Source organism: Pseudomonas sp. PDM15 (assembly GCF_014851565.1).
Classification (GTDB): domain Bacteria; phylum Pseudomonadota; class Gammaproteobacteria; order Pseudomonadales; family Pseudomonadaceae; genus Aquipseudomonas.
In genome coordinates this window covers 224,197-245,153 of sequence record NZ_JACVAA010000008.1, presented here as the reverse complement: position 1 = coordinate 245,153, position 20,957 = coordinate 224,197, and the positions used below count along the sequence as shown (strand labels likewise).

The window sequence follows — 20,957 nt, the reverse complement described above, 5'->3', positions numbered from 1 at the left end:
CCATCCGGTCAATCTCTTTTTTCATCCAACTCTTTGAATTTCAAGGAGTTTTCCGAGAGGACTGCGCCGGAAGTGGTGCGCATTATAGGGGACCAAATCTAACCGTCAACTCCTTTCTGCAAAGTTTCTGCAATTCCCGCTTCTCCCTATATAAGAAGGGAACTCATGCCTGCATGATCCAGCCCTCTACACCCATGGCGGCCTGGCGCAGCGCCTCGGAGCGGGTTGGATGCGGATGGCAGATCAGCGCGATGTCTTCGGATGACGCGGCGAACTCCATGGCGACACAGTACTCGCCAATCATCTCGCTCACGCTCGGCCCCACCATATGGACGCCGAGGATCTCGTCGGTTCGCTCATCGGCCAGCACCTTCACGAAGCCTTCGGTTTCGTGATTGATTTTGGCGCGGCTGTTCGCAGTGAAGGGGAACTTGCCGACGCGGTAGCCGCGCCCTTCCGTCTTGAGCTGCTCCTCGGTCCTGCCGACGCAGGCCACCTCGGGCTTGGTATAGATGACGCTGGGGATGACGTCATAGTTCACCTCGGCAGCCTTGCCGGCGATCTTCTCGATGCAGGCGATCGCCTCGTCTTCTGCCTTGTGTGCCAGCATCAGCCCTGAGGTGACATCACCGATCACCCAGATGCCCGGGATCGAGGTCTTATGATGCTCATTGGTCAGCATGCCGCGCTTGTCTGTAGCGAGGCCCACGTTCTCCAAGCCCAGCCCCTCGGTGTAAGGGCGACGACCGATGGCCACCAGCACATAGTCGGCCTCCAACACCTGGACCGAACCACCTGCGGCCGGCTCGATGCTCAGCTCTACCCCATTGCCCTTCACTACCGCCCCGGAGACCTTGCTGCCCAACTTGAAGCTCATGCCCTGCTTGCTCAGCGAGCGCTGCAACGTCTTGGCCGTCTCATCGTCCAGCCCAGGGCAGATTCGGTCCAGGTACTCGACCACCGTCACTTCACTGCCAAGCCGGCGCCAGACCGAACCCAGCTCCAGGCCGATGACTCCTGCGCCGATCACCACCAGATGCTTGGGCACCTCCGGCAGGGAGAGCGCACCGGTCGAATCCAGGATACGCTGGTTGTCGATGGTCACGCCCGGCAAAGGGGTCGGCTCGGAGCCGGTGGCAATCACGATGTCCTTGGCCTGCAGCTCGGTCTGGCTGCCGTCGGCCGCCGTCACCTGCACCCGCCCTGCCCCGGCCAGCTTGCCCCAGCCCTTGATCCACTCGACCCTGTTCTTGCGAAAGAGGAACTCGATGCCCTTGGTCAGCGCGGCGACGCTCTCATCCTTCTGCTTCATCATCTGCGGCAGATTGAGCATCGGCTTAACCTCGATGCCGAGGTTGGCGAATTCCTTGCCACTCGCTGCCTCATAAAGCTCCGATGCATGCAACAGCGCCTTCGATGGCATGCAGCCCACATTCAGGCAGGTGCCGCCAAGCGTCTCGCGCCCTTCGACACAGGCAACCTTGAGCCCGAGCTGGCCAGCCCGGATGGCGGCGTTGTAGCCGCCAGGGCCGCCGCCGATCACCACGACATCGTATGCACTCATGAAGCACTCCTTCTCGAATCAGCGACTAGCCGGCAATAACGCGGCGCTCGAACCACGGCGCAACAGGTGGAAGGCCGCAAAGGCCGCGGTGGCGAACAGGCCATGAAGAAGAACCATAGGCCAGGACGTGCCGTCCTGCAGAAGACCGAGTAGCACCCCGGCCAGGGTTGCACCCGCCATCTGGGCAAAGCCCATGAAGCCCGCCGCCAGGCCAGCACGATGCGCATTGGGAATTACAGCGCCGGCCACCGACGCCGGCAGCACCATGCCACCGCCGATGGTCACGAGTACCTGCGGTAGAGACAGGCCAAGCACCGAGAGCCCAAACAGAGCGTGCACCAGTACCGTCAATGCCGCGCCGCTCGCGACCAGGGCGACGCCGATAGCGACGATACGTTGCGGGCCGAGCTGGAGAATCTTCTTCTGGGTGAACAACGCCCCGGCGATCAGCCCGGAGACGATGGCGCCAAAAGTAAGGCCATACTCCGCCGCACTCAGGCCAAGCAGTTTTATATAGGCAGCGGATGAGCCGGCGATCACTGCGAACATAGCGCCATAGGTGAAGGCCAGGGTCAGCGCAAAGGTACGCAGCGAGCGCCCCTGGAGCAGATCCCAATAGTCGCCCGCCAGGCCAAGCAGGCGACCGGCACGCGGATCAAGCTGCGCATTGCTCTCCCTATAAAGGAACAGCACCGCGAGCAGCGCGATGCTGCCGACCGAGAACGCCGCCAGCACTGGCGCCTGCCAGCCCCAATGCTGAGTCAGCTGACCGCCGAACATGGGCGCGAGAGCGATGGACGTCAGCATGCCGATGACCGTGAGCGCCAAGGCCGGCCCGGCTTCGGCCTTCCACACATCGCGCACCACGGCCCGCGCCAGCACCAGCGCCGAACAGGCACCCAGCCCCTGCAGCGCCCGTGCGGCGATGAGCTCAGTGAGATCCCCAGCCAGCAACATCCAGCCGGTCGCTACCAGGTACACCAGCAACCCGGTCACCAACACCGGTCGCCGCCCTAGGCGATCGGACAGCGGCCCGACGATCAGCTGGCCGAGCCCGAATGCCGCCACGAATATCGACAACGCGGCCAGGCTCGACCCTGGTTTGGCCGCAAAACCCTGCTCCAGCTCCGCGAGCGCGGGGATCAATAGCTGAGTGGAAATCTCGCCTAGTGCTGTAAGCGTCATAAGGATCAGCAGCAGGGTTCTGGTTGGCTTCGACATTGCATTTCTCCCACATCTGCAGCACCCAGGAATGGCGCCGCACATTTATATTTTGACCATAATATAAAATATGGAATGATGCCAATCATTCATTGCCATTCACAGGAGCCAAGCATGCAAACAACTACCCGAGAACAGACCCTCGCCAACTGGCTGGAAGCCGAGCGTAGCGCCCGTACCAAGCTGGGTAAGCCCGGCACCCTGTCGCTGAAACAGGTCAGCGAGCTGAGCGCTCAGGAATTCTTTGACCGTATCGGCAGTGGCGAGCTGCCCAGCCCGCCCTTTGGTCATCTGGTCGACTTCATTCCGCTGGAATGGGAACCGGGCCGCTTCCTGTTCCAGGGCACGCCCGACGCTCGCCACTACAACCCGCTGGGTAGCGTGCATGGCGGCTACGCGGCCACCCTGCTCGACTCCTGCATGGGCTGCGCCGTGCATACCCAGCTGAAAACCGGCCAGGGCTACACCACCATGGATCTGCGCATCAGCTACGTGCGTGCCATCACCGCCAGCACCGGACCGATCCGCGCCGAGGGACGCGTCGTCCACTTGGGCCGTTCCACCGCACTGGCCGAGGGTCGGCTTTATGACGTGGATGACCGCCTGTAGGCGGTAGGCTCCACCACCTGCATGATTCTCGATTTACGCGGCTGACCAACCTCGCGGGCCGCCAGTACGCTTACAACGGCAGCCCCGCACCTCCCGACCAGCTGGATTGCTCACCCACCAATCACCTCGATAGAACCCACCAATCATTAAATTACATTCGACATCTATACGGTCGTTTGAATTACTCCTATCATATTTCTGCGGATGGCGAATCCACGCCTCCCTCACCATCACAGGACTACAGCCATGACCTCCATCGTGATCGCCGGCTATGCCCGCTCCCCCTTCCACTTCGCCAAGAAAGGCGGATTGATCAATCTGCGTCCGGACGACCTGGCGGCCCAGGTACTGAAGGGGCTGGTCAACAAGCTCGATCTCGACCCCAGCCTGCTGGAAGACGTGATCATGGGCTGTGCCTATCCAGAGGCCGAACAGGGCATGAACATCGCCCGCATCGCCAGCTTCCGCGCCGGTTTCCCCGAGACCCTCGGGGGTGCCACGGTCAACCGCTTCTGCGGTTCGTCGATGACCTCGGTGCACTTCGCCGCCGGGCAGATCATGCTCGGTGCCGGCGAGGCCTTCCTCTGCGCCGGCGTGGAATCCATGACCCGCGTGCCCATGGGCGGCTTCAACATCTCGCCCAACCCAGCGCTGATGAGCAGCTTCCCGCAGGTCTACATGGCCATGGGACATACCGCCGAAGAAGTGGCCAAGCGTTTCGAGATCAGCCGCGAGGAGCAGGAAGCCATGGCGGTCGAGTCCCACGCCAAGGCCGTGCGCGCCCGTGAGCTCGGCTACTTCAAGGACGAGATACTCGCCGTGGAAACCCCTGAAGGGGTGATCGACGAAGACGGCTGCATCCGTCCCGGCACCAATGCCGAAGCCCTGGCCGGGCTGAAGCCGGCCTTCGGCGGCAGCGTCACCGCCGCCACCTCCTCGCCTCTCACCGACGGCAGTGCCGCCGTGCTGGTCTGTACCGAAGAGTTCGCCCGCCGCCACAAGCTGGACATCCTGGCCCGCATCAAGGCCGTCGCCGTCGGCGGCTGCGCCCCGGAAATCATGGGCATGGGCCCCGTGGTCGCGACCCGCAAGGTGCTGGAACGCGCCGGCCTGAGCATCGACGACATCGACCTGGTCGAGATCAACGAGGCCTTCGCCAGCCAGTCCATCGCCTGCGTGCGCGAGCTGGGCCTGGATATGGCCAAGGTCAACATCGATGGCGGCGCCCTCGCCCTCGGCCACCCCCTGGGCGCCACCGGCGCGCGCATTACTGGCAAGGCCGCGTCGCTGCTCAAGCGCACTGGTGGTCGCTACGCCATCGCAACCCAGTGCATCGCCGGCGGCCAGGGTGTAGCCACGCTGCTCGAAGCGGTCTGACCAACACGGGCGCGGCTCCTCGCCGCGCCCGCATTCCCTCCTCAGCGTGTAAGATGAAGGTCAGCATTCCAATTCCTGCCTGGAACTGACCGCCATGCGCTATTCCGAAGACCACAAAGCCAAGACCCACCAACGCATCGTCGACGAGGCTGCCCTGCGCTTTCGCCGCGACGGCGTGCTGGCCACCGGCCTGCAGCCACTGATGAAGGCCCTGGGCCTGACCCACGGCGGCTTCTATGCGCACTTCAAGTCCAAGGACGATCTGGTCGAGCAGGCGCTGCAGCAAAGCGCCGATCAGCTCAAGACCAATCTCAACGAAGTCGAGCAGAGCCCGCAGCCGTTGCAGACCCTGATCAAGCGCTATCTCTCCTCGGCCCATTGCAAGGCACCAGGTGCAGGCTGCCCGCTGCCGACCATCTCCGCCGAGCTGGGCCAGCGTGGCCAGCCAAGCCCGGTCACCGACCAGATCGTGCGCGATCGCCTGCAGATGATTGCCAGCAACCTGCCCGGCGAAGATGCCGAAGCGCAGAGCGCGCTGATTCTCTCGAGCATGGTCGGCGCCCTGGTGCTGTCGCGCAGCATCGCCGATCCAGAACTGGCCGAGCAGCTACTCAGCTCGGCCCGCAAGCTGCTGCTGGAGCAGGTCGAAGAGGCCTGATCGGCAGGCAACAAAAAGCCCTCGCAGTCACCCACGAGGGCTTTTTTTGCTTTCCACCTCAACGCTTGTAGCGCGGTGCCGCATGGTTACGCGACAGGTTCGGGCCCAACGCGCCGCGGGCGGCGACGAAGGCCTGCCAGTCGGCGGCATCCGGCAGCGAGGGGATGGTGATCAGCTCGCCCTGGTCGAACCCGGCCAGCGCTGCGTCGACCATCTCGCCCACTTCCATGATCATCTCCGGCGGTAGCTTGCTGCCGTCCATGCCACTGCGCTCCCAGATCTCAGTACGCGTCACACCCGGCAGCACAGCCTGTACCTGCACGCCCTTGCCCGCCAGCTCACCGTTCAGGGTCTGGGTCAGGCTCAGCACATAGGCCTTGGAGGCGCTGTACACGGCGTTGAACATCTCTGGCGCCAGGGCGACCACCGAGGCGAGGTTGATGATCGCGCCACGGCCATGAGCGCTAAACTGCTTGGCGGCCACCGAAGCCAGGCGGGTCAGCGCCACGACGTTGAGCTGAATGAGCTTCTCGGCCAGGTCCAGATCGGCTTCGGCCAGGGTGCCGTTGGTGGCGATGCCAGCGTTGTTCACCAGCAGGCCGATCTCGGCGTCGTTGTGCAGGCGTGCTTCCACTGCGCTCAGCTCGGCCTTGTCACCCAGATCGGCCTTGAGCACCTCCACCTTCACACCATATTCCTGGCTCAGGCGGTCGGCCATGGCTTCCAGACGTTGAATGTCACGCGCGACCAGCAGCAGGTCGTGACCGCGGCGGGCCAGACGCTCGGCGTAGGTAGCTCCGATGCCTGCCGATGCGCCGGTGATCAGCGCCTTGCCCAGTTGTTTGCTCATCTTCGTCTCTCCGCTTCTGTGTTGTTGGCCAGCGCTCGCTGGATTACGGTCGTCATGCTATATGATGGATATCATTAAACAATCGCCTTTTTCCTATGGCCACGATAGAAGCCAACAGCGAAGCGCGACTTATGAATATAAAAATAGTCTAAAAAATTATTTATCTATTCCATTTTTATCACTTAGCTTTGCTCTACCGGACCACCGGACAAACCCCCAAGAAGAACGACATCTGTCCAGTGGCTCGACCTTCCCCGGAACGGTACGTGCCCGCCCGAGGAGCATCACCATGAGCATTCCCTTCGCCCGCCGCGTGCTGGCCGTACTGACCCTCTCCAGCCTGAGCCTGACTGCCGCTGCCGCCGACTTCACCGTCGCCTACCAGACCACCGTCGACCCAGCCAAAGTCGCCCAGGCCGATGGCGCCTACGAGAAAGCCAGCAAGTCCGAGATCGTCTGGCGCAAATTCGATGGCGGCGCCGAAGTGATCACCGCAGTTGCCTCCGGCGACGTGCAGATCGGTTACGTCGGCTCCAGCCCCCTGGCTGCCGCGGCCACCCGCCAGCTGCCGGTACAGACCTTCCTGATCGCCACCCAGATCGGCGCCGCCGAGGCCCTGGTTGCCCGCGACGGCAGCAAGATCAGCAAGCCAGAAGATCTGATCGGCAAGAAAGTCGCCGTACCCTTCGTCTCCACCGGCCACTACAGCCTGCTGGCTGCGCTGAAGCACTGGAACATCGACCCGGCCAAGGTGCAGGTCCTCAACCTGGCGCCGCCGGCCATCATCTCCGCCTGGAAGCGCGGCGACATCGACGCCACCTACGTATGGGACCCGGCCCTGGGCGTGGCCAAGGAAAACGGCAAGGTGCTGATCACCTCCGGCGAGTTGAGCGAGCTGGGCGCACCGACCTTCGACGCCTGGATCGTGCGCAAGGACTTCGCCGAGAAACACCCGGAAGTGGTGCGCGCCTTCGCCAAGGTGACCCTCGACGCCTACGCCGACTACCGCCAGGACCCGAAAGCCTGGCTGGCCGAACAGGACAACATCGCCAAGCTGGTGAAACTCTCCGGCGCCAAGGCCGAGGACATCCCGCTGCTGCTGCAGGGCAACGTCTTCCCGCTGGCCGCCGACCAGGCTACCGCCCTCGGCGCGCCGACCACCCAGGCCATCACCGACACCGCCAAGTTCCTCAAGGAGCAAGGCAAGGTCGACGCCGTGCTGCCTGACTACGCGCCCTACGTCAGCAACCAGTACGTCACCAACTGAGCATCGGGCCCTCGCTCCTAACGGAGTGAGGTTCGGCGACGGCAGGGAGGCCATCGCCGGATGCACCCAACCTGAAGAGAAGAACATGGCCCTACTCGAACTGGAGCGCCTCGGCGCACAGTACCCCGGCGCGGCCGAACCGGTACTGCAAGACATTTCCCTGACCCTCGGGCCCGAGCAGTTGCTGGTGGCCCTGGGCCCGTCCGGCAGCGGCAAGACCAGCCTGCTCAACCTCATCGCCGGCTTCACCAAACCAAGTAGCGGACGCATCAGCCTCGACGGCGTGCCGGTCACCGGCCCTTCCGCCGAGCGCGGCGTGGTGTTCCAGGACGACGCCCTGCTGCCCTGGCAGAACGTGCTGGCCAACGTCGCCTTCGGCCTGCAGCTGGCCGGAGTACCGCGCGCGCAACGCGAGGCCAAGGCCCGCGAGCTGTTGGCCCTGGTCGACCTGGCCGGTTTCGAACAGCGGCGCATCTGGGAACTCTCCGGTGGACAGAAACAGCGCGTCGGCCTGGCCCGCGCCCTGGCCGCCGAACCGCGCGTGCTGCTGATGGACGAACCCTTCGGCGCGCTGGATGCATTCACCCGCGAACAGATGCAGGAACTGCTGCTGCAGGTCTGGCGGCGCACCGCCAAGCCGGTGCTGCTGATCACCCACGACATCGAGGAAGCCGTATTCCTCGCCACCGATCTGGTGCTGTTGGCGCCCAACCCGGGACGCATCGCCGAGCGCCTGCACCTGGACTTCGGCAAACGCTACGCCGCCGGCGAAAGCGCCCGCGCCATCAAATCCGATCCCGATTTCATTGCCACCCGCGAGCACGTGCTCGCTCAGGTCTTCGCCGAACGCCAGAGGAGGCACGCATGAGCAGCTACGAGTTCGTCTACGCCAAGAGCGAGGCCGAACAGCAGGCCGCCCGCGCGCCACGCCAGCTCAGTTTGTTCGCCCTCGGCCTGATCAGCGTCGGCAGCCTGTTGTGGATCTGGTGGGCGGTGACCACCGCCGGGCTGATCGAGCCCCTGTTCCTGCCCAGCCCACAGACCGTGCTGGCGCGCGGCTGGAAGCTGATGAGCGAAGGCTATCTGGACGCCAGCCTGTGGCAGCACCTGGGCGCCAGCCTCGGGCGCATCGGCCTGGCCCTATTCTTTGCGGTGCTCACCGCCATTCCACTGGGCATCGCCATCGGCCGCAGCCGTGTGGTACGCGGCCTGGTCGACCCGTTGATCGAGTTCTACCGGCCGATTCCACCGCTGGCCTACCTGCCACTGATCGTCATCTGGTGCGGCATCGGCGAGCTGTCCAAGGTGCTGCTGATCTACCTGGCGATCTTCGCACCCATCGTCATCGCCACCGCCACCGGCGTGCGCAGCGTCGACCCGGCCAAGCTGCGCGCCGCCCAGACCCTCGGTGCTACGCCCGCTCAACTGGTGCGCCACGTGATCCTGCCCAGCGCCCTGGCGGACATTCTCACTGGCGTGCGTATCGGCCTCGGCGTCGGCTGGTCGACCCTGGTCGCCGCCGAGCTGATCGCCGCCCAACGCGGCCTCGGCTTCATGGTGCAGTCGGCGGCGCAGTTCCTGGTCACCGACGTGGTGATCCTCGGCATCCTGCTGATCGCGGTGATCGCCTTCGCCCTGGAACTGGGTCTGCGCGCCCTGCAACGCAAGCTGGTGCCCTGGCACGGCCAGGCCCACTGATTCGGAAAGTAGTCATGAGCCTCACCATCACACCCCTGAGCCCGGCACTGGGCGCCATCGTCGGCGGTATCGACCTGCGCAAGCCGCTGGCGGACGCCGACCAGCGCGACATCGAACAGGCCCTGCTCGAGCATCAGGTGCTGTTCTTCCGCGCCCAGCCGATCGAGCCCACCCAACAGGCGGCCTTCGCCGCGCGCTTCGGTGATCTGCACATCCACCCGATCTACCCGAACATCCCCGAGCAGCCGGAAGTGCTGGTGCTCGACACGGCCGTCACCGACGTGCGCGACAACGCCATCTGGCACACCGACGTGACCTTCCTGGAGACCCCGGCCCTCGGCGCCGTGCTGACCGCCAAGCAGCTACCGGCCTATGGCGGCGACACCCTATGGGCCAGCAACAGCGCGGCCTTCGAGGCGCTGTCCAAGCCGCTGCAACGCCTGCTCGACGGCCTCACCGCCAGCCACGATTTCACCCGCTCGTTTCCGCTGGAGCGCTTCGGCAACACGCCCGAGGCGCTGGAGCGCTACCACGAGGTGCAGCGCCAGCACCCTCCGGTGACGCACCCGGTAGTGCGTACCCACCCGGTCACCGGGCGCAAGGGATTGTTCGTCAACGAGGGCTTCACCACGCGGATCAACGAGCTGGAGCCGGCCGAGAGCGACGCCCTGCTGCGCTTCCTGTTCGCCCATAGCACCCGGCCGGAAGTCAGTATTCGCTGGCGCTGGCAAGAGAACGACGTGGCCTTCTGGGACAACCGCATCACCCAGCACTACGCGGTGGACGACTACCGCCCGGCGCGGCGGGTGATGCACCGCGCCACCATTCTCGGCGACAAGCCTGTATAGGGGAGTGAGACATGCCCCAGCATGACGAGGAGTTCCTGCGGCGCGCCGCCGAGGCCAAGGGCCGAATAGTGCAACTCGCACCGGCCGAGGCTCGGCAGCGCATCGAGGCCGGCAGCCTGCTGCTGGACGTGCGCAGTGACGAGGAATATGCCGAAGGCCATATAGAGGGAGCCCGCCATGTACCCGGCGAAGAGTTGGCCCGGCGTGTGGCCGAGCTGCAACCGGATAGGCAGGCGCCGATCCTCTGCTACTGCCGTGGCGGCAATCGCGGCGCCCTGGCCGCCGATGAGCTGCAGCGTCTCGGCTACAGCAACGTCGCGTCCATCGAGGGCGGCCTTACCGCCTTCCTTGCCGAGCCGGACTAAGGCGCCGCATCCTCGAAGCGGTCCACGCTGCGCAGGCTGCGGAAGCCCCACATCCAGCCGCCGACCACGCCGAGCGTGCACAGGCTGCCCAGCACCGCCGCCGGCACGGCGCCGAACCAGGCGGCGCTGCTGCCGGCACGGAACTCGCCCAGCTCGTTGGAAGAGCCGATGAACAGCATGTTCACGGCATTCACCCGGCCGCGCATGGCGTCCGGGGTGGAGAACTGGATCAGCGAGGAGCGGATATACATGCTCACCATGTCAGCGCCGCCGGCCACCATCAGCGCAGCGAACGACAGCCAGAACAGGCTGGACAGCGAAAACACCAGGTTGGCCAGGCCGAACACCGCCACCGCGATGAACATACGCATGCCCACGTGGCGATTGAAAGGCCGCGTGCTCAGGTAGAAACCCACCACCACCTCACCGATGGCCATGGCGCTGCGCAGAATGCCGAGGCCGGTCGGGCCCACCTCCAGCACCTCATGGGCGTACATCGGCAGCAACGCCACCACGCCACCGAGCAGCACGGCGAACAGGTCCAGCGAGATGGTGCCGAGGATGATCGGCCGCGAGCGGATGAAGTGGATACCGGCAGTGAAGCGCTTCCAGGCCGTGGCCTCCAGCGGCTTGCTCTCCTCGCGGAAACGCACCTGGACGCAGGCCAGCATCAGCACGCCGGCGGCGAAGAACAGCAGGCACAGCGCATAGGTCAGCTCGCCGCCACCGAGGGCGTAGAGCACGCCGCCCAGCACCGGGCCGGATATGGTCGAGGCGCGCACGATCATGCTGTTGGCCGCGATCGCCGCCGCCAGGCTCTCGCGCGGCACGATCTGCGGCAGCAGGCTGGACAAGGCAGGCCCGGTAAAGGCACGGGCGCAACCGTAGGCCACCAGCACGCCATAGAAGGCCTCGACCGGCCCGTGGATCAGCGACAGCCACAGCAGCACCGCGGCGCAGGCCGCCTCCACGCCCCAGCTCAGGCCGAGTATCCACTTGCGGTCGAAGCGGTCGATCAGGTCGCCGGCCGGCAGCAGCAGGAACAGCATCGGCAGGAACTGCGCCAAGCCGACATATGCCAGGCTCATCGGGTCGCGGGTCAGGTCATAGACTTGCCAGGCCACCACCACCGCGAGGATCTGCACGGCAAACATGGCCAGCACACGGGCGGCGAGGAAAGGCAGGAAACCAGGCTGGCGGTAGACGGAAAGTTCGGCGGACACGGCGCAAGTCCCAAGGCAGAAAAGAAAACGGGGCAATCTACTGGATCAAAAGCTGTCCGGGCAAACAACTCCCGGGCACATGCATATACCTAAATGTCATTTATGAAATAACAAACAAATCAATAAGCTATAAAAACCGGACCACCGGAGCACCGCACTTTTCTCGCCGCTCCGTTGCGCCCTCATCCCAGGTGCCCGTTGCTGGCGCATCCACAAGATGAGGTTTGCATGACCAGTCCGATTACCCTTGAGGACAGTGGCTACTCCCGCGAAGTTCTGCAGTCATCCGACCAGGACATCGCCCCCGCCCTGCTCCCGGCCGCCATTCTCGGCAGCGACGCCGAAGCCCTGCAGGCCGCCCATGAGCTGGCCCGCGCCGCCGCAGCCGAAGCCATCAGCCGTGACCGCGAACGCCGTCTGCCCTGGGAGCTGGTAGAGCGCTTTACCGCCAGCGGCCTCGGCAGCATTGCCGTGCCACGCGAGTTCGGCGGGTCGCAGCTGTCCCACGTCACCATCGCCGAAGTGTTCCGCATCATATCCGCCGCCGACCCGGCCCTGGGGCAGATCCCGCAGAACCAGTTCGGCCTGCTCGGCCTGCTGCGCGTCGCCGCCAGCCCGGAACAACAACGGCGCCTGTTCGCCAGCGTGCTGGCCGGCTGGCGCATCGGCAACGGCGGCCCCGAGCGCGGCAGCAAGCACACCCAGGACATCCAGGCGCGCCTGGTCCAACGCAATGGCCGCTGGCTGTTCAGCGGCGAGAAGTTCTATTCCACCGGCGCCCTGTTCGCCCACTGGATCGCCGCCAAGGCCCTGGACGAAGCCGGCCGGCCCTGGCTGGCCTTTATCCAGCGCGGGCGCCCGGGCCTGCGCATCGTCAACGACTGGTCCGGCTTCGGCCAGCGCACCACCGCCAGCGGCACCGTGCTGCTCAACGAGGTGGAAGTGGACGCGGACAACCTGATCCCGCTGTGGCCGCTGGCCGAGCAACCGAGCCTGCAGGGCGCCTTCTCCCAACTGATCCAGGCCGCCATCGACCTGGGCATTGCCGACGCCGCGCTGCGCGACGCCATCGCCTTCGTCCGTGACAAGGCGCGGCCGTGGATCGATGCCAAGGTCGAGCGCGCCGGCGACGATCCCTACGTGATCGCCGATGTCGGCCGCCTGCAGGTCGAGCTGCATGCCGCCGAGGCGTTGTTGCACAAGGCCGGCCGCGTGTTGGATGAAGTCGCCGCCGCGCCCATCGATGCCGACGGTGCCGCCCGCGCCTCCATCGCCGTGGCCGAGGCCAAGGCGCTCACCACCGAGATCAGTCTTCAGGCCAGCGAGAAGCTGCTGGAGCTGGCCGGCAGCCGCGCGACGCTGGCCGAGTTCGGCCTCGACCGCCACTGGCGCAACGCGCGCACCCACACCCTGCACGATCCGGTGCGCTGGAAGTACCACGCCATCGGTGCCTGGCACCTCAACGGCCGCCATCCCAACCGCCACTCCTGGATCTGAGCCATGAACGCACCTCTGAACACCGGCGCGGCGAAGATCCGCGACGACGCCCAGGCCCTGGCCATCGCCGAACGCCTGGCCCAGGACTTCGCCGCCAGCGCAGCCGAACGCGACCGCGAACGCCAGCTGCCGCATGCGGAACTCGACGTTTTCAGCCGCTCGGGCCTGTGGGGCATCACAGTACCCAAGGCCTTCGGCGGCCCTGGCCTGTCCAGCGTCACCCTGGCCAAGGTCATCGCCCGCATAGCCCAGGCAGACGGCTCCCTCGGGCAGATTCCGCAGAACCACTTCTACGCCCTGGAAGTGCTGCGGGTGAACGGCAGCGCGGCGCAACAGCAGCGCCTGTACGCCGAGGCCCTGGCCGGCAAACGCTTCGGCAACGCCCTGGCCGAGCTGGGCACCAAGACCGCGCTGGACCGCAATACTCGCCTGACCCGCACCGATACCGGCTACCGCATCGACGGGCGCAAGTTCTACTGCACCGGTGCGCTGTTCGCCCAGCGCATTCCGACGCTCGCGGTGGACGAGCACGGCGTCGGCTTCCTCGCCTTCGTCCCGCGCGAGGCCAAGGGCCTGCAAGTGATCGACGACTGGAGCGGCTTCGGCCAGCGCACCACCGGCAGCGGCAGCGTGCTGTTCGACGGCGTGCCGGTAGCCGCCGACGACGTGGTGCCGTTCCAGAGCGCCTTCGAGCGGCCGACCACGGTCGGCCCCTTCGCCCAGTTACTGCACGCCGCCATCGACACCGGCATCGCCCGCGGCGCCTACGAGGACCTGCTGCAGTTCGTGCGGCACAAGTCGCGGCCGTGGATCGATGCCGGCGTAGATACAGCCGTCGAGGACCCGCTGACCCAGCAGGAGATCGGCAAGCTGCGCGTGCGCCTGGCTGCTACCGAGGCGTTGCTGGAGCGCGCCGGCGAGTTCGTCGACCGCGCCCAGCTGGCGCCGGACGAGGCCAGCGTGGCGGCCGCCTCCATCGCCGTGGCCGAGGCCCGCGCGATCAGTACCGAGGCCTCGCTGCTGCTCGGCAGCAAGCTGCTGGAGTTGTCCGGCAGCCGCGCCACCCTGGCCGAATACGGCCTCGACCGCCACTGGCGCAATGCCCGCACCCACACCCTGCACGACCCGGTGCGCTGGAAGTACCACGCCATCGGCGACTACACCCTCAACGAGCGCCTGCCGCCGCGCCGGGGGACCATCTGATGGCCAAGCAGTTGCTGCTCAACGCCTTCAACATGAACTGCGTCGGCCACATCAACCACGGCCTGTGGACCCACCCACGCGACCGCTCGGTGGACTTCAACCGCCTGGACTACTGGACCGACCTGGCCCGCCTGCTGGAACGCGGGCTGTTCGACGGGCTGTTCCTCGCCGACATCCTCGGCGTCTACGACGTGTACCAGGGCGGCGTCGACCTGACCCTGCGCGAAAGCATCCAGCTACCGGTCAACGATCCGCTGCTGCTGGTCTCGGCCATGGCCGGCGTCACCTCGCACCTGGGCTTCGGCGTCACCGCCAACCTCAGCTACGAGGCGCCCTTCACCTTCGCCCGGCGCATGAGCACCCTGGACCACCTCACCGGCGGCCGAGTCGGCTGGAACATCGTCACCGGCTACCTGGAGAGCGCGGCCCGCGCCATGGGCCACAGCGAGCAGGTGGAACACGACCGCCGCTACGACCAGGCCGACGAGTACCTGGAGGTGCTCTACAAGCTCTGGGAAGGCAGCTGGGAAGACGACGCCGTGCTGGCCGACCGCAACCGGCGCATCTACGCCCAGCCGCACAAGGTGCATCCGATCCGCCACCACGGCGAGTTCTATCAGGTCGAGGGTTATCACCTCAGCCAGCCCTCGCCGCAGCGCACGCCGCTGCTGTTCCAGGCCGGCTCTTCCGCTCGCGGCCTGCAGTTCGCCGGCAGCCACGCCGAGTGCGTGTTCATCGGAGGGCAGAACAAGGAGGCGGTACGCGCCCAGGTCGACAAGGTGCGCGCCGCAGCCGTGGCTGCGGGGCGCCCGGCCGATGCTATCAAGATATTCATGGGCATCAATGTGGTGGTCGCGCCGAGCGAGGCCGAGGCCCGCGACAAGCTGGCCGAGTATCAGCGCCACGCCAGCCCCGAGGCCGGTATCGCGCATTTCTCCGCCTCCACCGGCATCGACCTGGCGGGCTTCGGCCTGGACGAGCCCATCGTCGAGCGCAAGACCAACGCCATCGAGTCGGTGGTCAAGAGCTTCAGCGGCTGGACCAAGCGCCGCCTGCTGGAGCAGCACGCCCTCGGCGGTCGCTACCCGCAGGCGGTCGGCTCGCCCAGCCAGGTGGCCGACCAGTTGCTGGCCTGGATCGACGAGACCGGCCTGGACGGCTTCAACCTCACCCGCACCGTCACCCCGGAGAGCTACGTCGACTTCATCGACCTGGTGATACCCGAGCTGCAGCAGCGCGGCCGCTACAAGACCGCCTACGCAGACGGCGCCCTGCGCCACAAGCTGTTCGGCCAGGGCCCGCGCCTGGCCGCGCCACATCCGGCCGCCCACTGGCGGCAACCGAATCTACCGACCGAAGAAAAGGAACCTCGCCATGCGTAAAACCCTACGAAGCTTCACTGCACGCAGTTTCGCCCTGGGCGCCGCCGCCCTCGGCCTGCTGCTGGCCGGCGGCCTGGCCCAGGCGGACGAACCGCTCAAGCTCGGCACCACCGCCGCCTTCGCCCCGCCGCTGGAAGTGGCCGTGGCCGAAGCCAAGGCCCAGGGCCTGGACGTGGAACTGGTGGAGTTCACCGACTGGATCGCGCCCAACGTCAGCCTGGCCAACGGCGATATCGACGTTAACTACTTCCAGCATATCCCCTTCCTGGAGAACGCCAAGAAAGAAGGCGGCTACGACCTGGTGCCGGTGGCGCGCGGGGTGATCAACAACGTCGGCCTCTACTCGAAGAAGCACAAGGACTTCGCCAGCCTGCCGGACGCCGCCACCGTGGCCATCGCCAACGACCCGGTCAACGGCGGCCGCGGCCTGCAGCTGCTGGAAAAGGCCGGGCTGATCAAGCTCAAGCCCGGCGTCGGCTACAAGGCGACCCTGGAAGACATCACCGACAACCCCAGGCACCTGAAGATCATCGAGCTGGAAGCCGTGCAGCTGGTACGCGCGCTGGACGAAGTCGATCTGGCCCAAGGCTACCCGCACTACATCCGCCTGGCCGGCACCCTGGACGCCGAGTCCGCCCTGCTGTTCGACGGCCTCGACCACCCCGAGTACATCATCCAGTTCGTCGCCCAGCCGCAGAAGGCCAAGGACCCGCGCGTACTCAAGTTCATCGACATCTACCAGCATTCGCCGAAAGTGCGCGCCGCCCTCGACCAGGCCCACGGCAAGCTCTACCAGGCCGGCTGGGAGAGTTGAGATGAGCGGCTTCCAGGCCCATCTGCCGCAGGCCACCGGTGAGGCGCAACTGCGCTTCGTCGGCGTCGGCAAGACCTACGCCACCGGCGTGCGCGCCCTGATCGACATCGACCTGGCCATCGACCACGGTGAGATCTTCGGCATCATCGGCCGCAGCGGCGCCGGCAAGTCGTCGCTGCTGCGCACCATCAATCGCCTGGAAAAGCCCACCAGCGGCCGCGTGCTGATCGACGGCGTGGACATCGGCCAGTACGACTACCACCAGCTTGTGGCCCTGCGCCGACGCATCGGCATGATCTTCCAGCACTTCAACCTGCTCTCGGCCAAGACCGTGCGGCAGAACGTCGAGTTGCCGCTCAAGGTCGCCGGCGTGCCGCGCGAGCAGCGCCGGCGCAAGGTGGACGAACTGCTCAAGCTGGTCGGCCTGGAGGGCAAACACGACGCCTACCCTGCGCAGCTCTCCGGTGGACAGAAGCAGCGCGTCGGCATTGCCCGCGCCCTGGTGCACGATCCGGACATCCTGCTGTGCGACGAGGCCACCAGTGCGCTGGATCCGGAGACCACCCAGGCCATCCTCGCCCTGCTGCGGCAGATCAACCTGCGCCTGGGCCTGACCATCGTGCTGATCACCCACGAAATGGCGGTGATCCGCGACATCTGCGACCGCGTGGTGGTGCTGGAACAGGGCGAGATCGTCGAGCAGGGCCCGGTCTGGCGCGTATTCGGCAGCCCCAGCCACGAAGTCACCCGTACCCTGCTGGCGCCGCTGCAGCAAGAGTTGCCGGACGACCTCAAGGCGCGCCTGCGCACCTATCGCCTGACCCCGGACGACAACCTGGTGCTGCGCCTGCACTACGCCGGCCACGACGCGCCGGACCTGTTCAGCCTGGGCACCGCTCTCGGCGGCCGGGTGACCCTGCTCGACGGCGGCATCGAACGCATCCAGGGCCGCCCGCTCGGTCGTCTGTTGCTGGAAGTAGCCGGCTCGGAACTGGAACCGGAACAACTGTTGAGCGCCGCCCGCCGCGTGGCGGATCGCGCGGAGGTGATCGGCTATGCCACTGCTGCTTGAACGCCTCTGGCAGGGGCTGCTCGACACCCTGCTGATGGTCGGTGTGTCGTCACTGCTGGCCCTGCTCGCCGGCATTCCGTTGGCCGTATTCCTGGTCACCAGCGGCCGCGGCGGCCTGTTCGAGGCGCCACGCCTGAACCGCCTGCTCGGTGCCATCGTCAACCTGTTCCGCTCGGTGCCCTTCCTGATCCTGATGGTCGCGCTGATCCCGTTCACCCGCTTGGTGGTAGGCACCACCTACGGTGTGTGGGCCGCCGTGGTGCCGCTGACCATCGCCGCCACGCCGTTCTTCGCGCGCATCGCCGAAGTCAGCCTGCGCGAGGTGGATCTGGGGCTGATCGAGGCCGCCCAGGCCATGGGCTGCCGGCGTCGGCACATCATCTGGCACGTGCTGCTGCCTGAGGCCCTGCCCGGCATCGTCGGCGGCTTCACCATCACCTTGGTCACCATGATCAACTCCTCGGCCATGGCTGGCGCTATCGGTGCCGGCGGCCTCGGCGACCTGGCATACCGCTACGGCTACCAGCGCTTCGACACGCAGGTGATGCTGACGGTAATCGTGTTGCTGGTGGCGATGGTCAGCCTGATCCAGCTGGGCGGAGACAGGCTGGCCGGGCGCCTGAACAAACGAGGATAAGAACCTGTTTAGGATCTCCTGATCGTCGGCCAGGCTGCGTTGAAACTGGCTTCGGACTGCTCATTTACACCTCGTAAACTCCGCGTCCTCAGCCAATTTCGCCTTGCCTGGCTCTAGCTCAAGAGCCCTAAACAGCTCTTACCGACCTGAGCCGCTAGCGGCTCAGCTCGTAGGCGCACATGTTGACGGTGGAAGCCAGGTTCAGTGACTCGATGGCGCCGCAACCAGCGATGGTGAACGGCTGGGCGCCGAGCGCGCTGAGCTGCTCGCGCGGCACGCCACGGGCCTCGTTGCCGAACAGGTAGCAGTCGAAGCCCTTGAAGCCGGCGGACTGCAGGTTGTCGCCCTGCATGTCCAGGCAGGCGATGCGCGGGAAGCGCTCGGCCAGGGAGTCCAGCTCGACATCCAGTTCCAGCGGCGCATGGAAGATCGCCCCCATGCTCGAACGCACCACCTTGGGGTTGTACGGGTCGACGCTGCCGGGGCTGAGCAGGCAGCGGAAGCCGCCGAACCAGGCCAGGGTGCGCAGGATGGTGCCAAGGTTGCCCGGGTCCTGGATCTCGTGCAGGTAGATGGCGCGCTCGCCGGCGGCCACCGGCGCGGCGCCCTGCGGCATCGGCACCACCGCGACCATGCCCTGCGGCGTCTTGGTGTCGGAGATCTGCGCCATCTGCCGCTCACCGATCACGTGGGCCTTGAACGGGCTTTGCCACTGCTCGTGGGCAGCGGTCACATACAACTGGCTGCGCTGCAGTAGCGGGTTGTGCACGGCCGCCTTCTGCAGCTCCAGCACAAGGTGCTCGCCCTCCACCAGGAAGTGGCCGAACTCGGCGCGGTATTTCTTCTGCTGCAGCTTCTTGATGTCGTCGAGTTTCATGCTCAGAGGCTCTGCCCAGACAGCATCGACTTGGCCACCGCCTCGGCGACCTTGATGCCGTCCACGCCGGCAGAGAGGATGCCGCCGGCATAGCCTGCGCCCTCGCCGGCCGGGTACAGCCCCTTGAGATTGAGGCTCTGCAGGCTCTCGTTGTCGCGGGTGATGCGCACCGGCGACGAGGTACGGGTCTCGATACCGGTGAGGATCGCGTCGTCGCGGTCGAAGCCACGAATCTGCTTGCCGAAGGCCGGCAGCGCTTCGCGGATGGCCTCGATGGCGTACTCCGGCAGCGACGGCGCCAGGTCGCCCAGGCGCACGCCGGGTTTGTAGGACGGCTCGACCTCGCCGAACTCGCTCGACGGCGTGCCGCGGATAAAGTCGCCCACCAATTGGGCGGGTGCGCAGTAGTCGCGCCCGCCCAGTTCGTAGGCCCGCGATTCCAGACGTTCCTGGAACTCCACGCCGGCCAGCGGGCCACCGGGGAAGTCCTGCTCCGGGTTGATGCCGACGACGATGCCGGAGTTGGCGTTGCGCTCGTTGCGCGAGTACTGGCTCATGCCGTTGGTGACCACGCGCTCCGGCTCGGAGGTGGCGGCGACTACGGTGCCACCCGGGCACATGCAGAAGCTGTACACGGCGCGGCCGTTCTTGGCGTGGTGCACCAGCTTGTAGTCGGCGGCGCCCAGCTCCGGGTGACCGGCGTACTTGCCCAGGCGGGCCTGGTCGATCAGCGATTGCGGGTGCTCGACGCGGAAGCCGATGGCGAAGGGCTTGGCCTCCATGAACACTTGCTGGCGATGCAGCATGCGGAAGGTATCGCGCGAGCTGTGGCCCAGCGCCAGCACCACGTGGCGGCTGCGAATGGTCTCGCCATCGGCCAGTACCACGCCCTCAAGCTGATCGTCGTCGATCAACAGATCAGTGACCCTGCTCTCGAAGCGCACCTCGCCGCCCAGGGCGATGATCTCCTCGCGCATGGCCGCCACCACGCCGGTGAGGCGGAAGGTGCCGATATGCGGCTTGCTGACGTACATGATCTCTTCCGGCGCGCCGGCACGGACGAACTCGTGCATAACCTTGCGGCCGTAGAAATTGGGGTCCTTGATCTGGCTGTACAGCTTGCCGTCGGAGAACAGACCGGCGCCGCCCTCGCCGAACTGCACGTTGGATTCCGGGGTCAGCACCTTCTTGCGCCACAGGGCCCAGGTGTCCTTGGTGCGGCGGCGCACATCCTTGCCGCGCTCCAGCACGATGGGCTTGAAGCCCATCTGCGCCAGCAGCAGCGCGGCGAACAGGCCGCAGGGACCGAAGCCCACCACCAGCGGGCGCTCGGCCAGGCCGGCCGGTGCCTGGCCAACCGGATAGTAGTGGGTGTCCGGAGCCACACGGATGTGCTGGTCATCGGCGAAGCGCGCCAGAACCGCCGCCTCGTCGCGCACCTCGAGGTCGATGATGTAGATGAACAGGATGACGCTGTTCTTCTTGCGCGCATCGTAGCTGCGCTTGAAAACGGTGAAGTTCAGCAGGTCGGCATCCTGGATGCCCAGGCGCTTGATGATGGCCTGGCGCAGTTCATCGGCGGAATGATCGAGGTGCAGGGACAGTTCGTTGATGCGAATCATGGCGGTAATCCTGGCCGGTCGACCCGGCAAAGGAAGCGAAGAAGGAGGGGTAAGGCGCCAATTGTAGCCGCGGCTACCCTGCCCTGTCAGGCCGCGTGCCGGGCCGCGGCCCCCGTGGATTTAACCTGCGGCGCACTATCGGCTTATAATTGCCGCCACTTTGCGGCCCGCTG

20 protein-coding genes are annotated in these 20,957 nt (G+C 66.0%); 14 read left to right on the top strand and 6 right to left on the bottom strand.

Annotation, left to right across the window (positions count from 1 at the left end; translation table 11 throughout):
• Window positions 1–163 precede the first annotated feature (163 nt).
• Together lpdA and IB232_RS21275 are read right to left on the bottom strand one after the other, a co-directional pair.
• On the bottom strand, window positions 164–1,564 hold the full coding sequence (gene lpdA / locus IB232_RS21280; RefSeq protein WP_192400548.1) for a dihydrolipoyl dehydrogenase: 1,401 nt from the start codon (window positions 1,562–1,564) through the stop codon (window positions 164–166).
• An 18-nt stretch (window positions 1,565–1,582) separates the two neighbouring features.
• On the bottom strand, window positions 1,583–2,785 hold the full coding sequence (locus IB232_RS21275) for an MFS transporter (RefSeq protein WP_192400547.1): 1,203 nt from the start codon (window positions 2,783–2,785) through the stop codon (window positions 1,583–1,585).
• 114 nt (window positions 2,786–2,899) lie between these two features.
• On the opposite strand from IB232_RS21275, the gene IB232_RS21270 reads away from it, so the two are divergent.
• From IB232_RS21270 to IB232_RS21260, 3 genes are all read left to right on the top strand, one after another.
• On the top strand, window positions 2,900–3,394 hold the full coding sequence (locus IB232_RS21270) for a PaaI family thioesterase (RefSeq protein ID WP_192400546.1): 495 nt from the start codon (window positions 2,900–2,902) through the stop codon (window positions 3,392–3,394).
• A 246-nt stretch (window positions 3,395–3,640) separates the two neighbouring features.
• Window positions 3,641–4,771, top strand: a complete 1,131-nt coding sequence (locus IB232_RS21265; RefSeq protein ID WP_192400545.1) for a thiolase family protein — start codon at window positions 3,641–3,643, stop codon at window positions 4,769–4,771.
• A 94-nt stretch (window positions 4,772–4,865) separates the two neighbouring features.
• Window positions 4,866–5,429 (top strand): TetR/AcrR family transcriptional regulator, encoded by a 564-nt coding sequence (locus tag IB232_RS21260; protein WP_192400544.1) that lies wholly within the window; start codon window positions 4,866–4,868, stop codon window positions 5,427–5,429.
• A gap of 58 nt (window positions 5,430–5,487) precedes the next feature.
• Here the strand turns inward: IB232_RS21260 and IB232_RS21255 are convergent, their stop codons facing one another.
• Complete coding sequence (locus IB232_RS21255) at window positions 5,488–6,279, bottom strand: SDR family NAD(P)-dependent oxidoreductase (RefSeq protein ID WP_192400543.1); 792 nt, start codon at window positions 6,277–6,279, stop codon at window positions 5,488–5,490.
• A gap of 289 nt (window positions 6,280–6,568) precedes the next feature.
• On the opposite strand from IB232_RS21255, the gene tauA reads away from it, so the two are divergent.
• The 5 genes from tauA (at window position 6,569) to IB232_RS21230 (ending at window position 10,457) form a co-directional block, all read left to right on the top strand.
• Window positions 6,569–7,546: a taurine ABC transporter substrate-binding protein gene (gene tauA / locus IB232_RS21250; protein ID WP_192400542.1), complete on the top strand. Its 978-nt coding sequence runs from the start codon at window positions 6,569–6,571 to the stop codon at window positions 7,544–7,546.
• Between the two features lie 85 nt (window positions 7,547–7,631).
• Window positions 7,632–8,414: a taurine ABC transporter ATP-binding subunit gene (gene tauB / locus IB232_RS21245; protein WP_192400541.1), complete on the top strand. Its 783-nt coding sequence runs from the start codon at window positions 7,632–7,634 to the stop codon at window positions 8,412–8,414.
• Complete coding sequence (gene tauC, locus IB232_RS21240; protein WP_192400540.1) at window positions 8,411–9,244, top strand: taurine ABC transporter permease TauC; 834 nt, start codon at window positions 8,411–8,413, stop codon at window positions 9,242–9,244. Before tauB ends, tauC begins: the two co-directional genes overlap by 4 nt.
• A gap of 14 nt (window positions 9,245–9,258) precedes the next feature.
• Complete coding sequence (gene tauD / locus IB232_RS21235) at window positions 9,259–10,092, top strand: taurine dioxygenase (RefSeq protein ID WP_192400539.1); 834 nt, start codon at window positions 9,259–9,261, stop codon at window positions 10,090–10,092.
• An 11-nt stretch (window positions 10,093–10,103) separates the two neighbouring features.
• Window positions 10,104–10,457 carry a rhodanese-like domain-containing protein gene (locus IB232_RS21230; protein WP_192400538.1) on the top strand — a complete coding sequence of 118 codons (354 nt, stop codon included), beginning with the start codon at window positions 10,104–10,106 and terminating at the stop codon, window positions 10,455–10,457.
• Here the strand turns inward: IB232_RS21230 and IB232_RS21225 are convergent.
• Window positions 10,454–11,680 carry an MFS transporter gene (locus IB232_RS21225; RefSeq protein ID WP_192400537.1) on the bottom strand — a complete coding sequence of 409 codons (1,227 nt, stop codon included), beginning with the start codon at window positions 11,678–11,680 and terminating at the stop codon, window positions 10,454–10,456. The two genes, IB232_RS21230 and IB232_RS21225, sit on opposite strands and share 4 nt — an antisense overlap.
• Before the next feature lie 228 nt (window positions 11,681–11,908).
• Between IB232_RS21225 and IB232_RS21220 the strand changes: the two genes are divergently transcribed.
• Genes IB232_RS21220 through IB232_RS21195 form a run of 6 tightly spaced genes read left to right on the top strand, consistent with a single transcriptional unit; the run spans window position 11,909 to window position 18,285 of the window.
• A complete protein-coding gene (locus IB232_RS21220; protein ID WP_192400536.1) occupies window positions 11,909–13,177 on the top strand; it encodes an SfnB family sulfur acquisition oxidoreductase in 1,269 nt (422 codons plus the stop codon).
• Window positions 13,178–13,180: 3 nt separating this feature from the next.
• Window positions 13,181–14,380, top strand: coding sequence for an SfnB family sulfur acquisition oxidoreductase (locus IB232_RS21215; protein ID WP_192400535.1), 1,200 nt, complete (start codon window positions 13,181–13,183; stop codon window positions 14,378–14,380).
• Window positions 14,380–15,762 carry an LLM class flavin-dependent oxidoreductase gene (locus tag IB232_RS21210; protein WP_192400534.1) on the top strand — a complete coding sequence of 461 codons (1,383 nt, stop codon included), beginning with the start codon at window positions 14,380–14,382 and terminating at the stop codon, window positions 15,760–15,762. Before IB232_RS21215 ends, IB232_RS21210 begins: the two co-directional genes overlap by 1 nt.
• Window positions 15,755–16,576, top strand: a complete 822-nt coding sequence (locus IB232_RS21205) for a MetQ/NlpA family ABC transporter substrate-binding protein (protein ID WP_192400533.1) — start codon at window positions 15,755–15,757, stop codon at window positions 16,574–16,576. Before IB232_RS21210 ends, IB232_RS21205 begins: the two co-directional genes overlap by 8 nt.
• A gap of 1 nt (window position 16,577) precedes the next feature.
• Window positions 16,578–17,648, top strand: a complete 1,071-nt coding sequence (locus tag IB232_RS21200; RefSeq protein ID WP_192400532.1) for a methionine ABC transporter ATP-binding protein — start codon at window positions 16,578–16,580, stop codon at window positions 17,646–17,648.
• The gene (locus IB232_RS21195) at window positions 17,632–18,285 is read left to right on the top strand and encodes a methionine ABC transporter permease (protein WP_192400531.1); all 654 of its coding nucleotides are present in this window, start codon (window positions 17,632–17,634) and stop codon (window positions 18,283–18,285) included. The genes IB232_RS21200 and IB232_RS21195 overlap by 17 nt, the downstream gene beginning before the upstream one ends.
• Before the next feature lie 154 nt (window positions 18,286–18,439).
• Here the strand turns inward: IB232_RS21195 and IB232_RS21190 are convergent, their stop codons facing one another.
• Together IB232_RS21190 and IB232_RS21185 are read right to left on the bottom strand one after the other, a co-directional pair.
• Entirely contained in the window at window positions 18,440–19,162 is a 723-nt protein-coding gene (locus IB232_RS21190) for a TrmH family RNA methyltransferase (RefSeq protein ID WP_192400530.1), read from the bottom strand.
• Window positions 19,163–19,164: 2 nt separating this feature from the next.
• A complete protein-coding gene (locus IB232_RS21185) occupies window positions 19,165–20,784 on the bottom strand; it encodes an NAD(P)/FAD-dependent oxidoreductase (protein ID WP_192400529.1) in 1,620 nt (539 codons plus the stop codon).
• Between the last annotated feature and the right edge of the window lie 173 nt (window positions 20,785–20,957).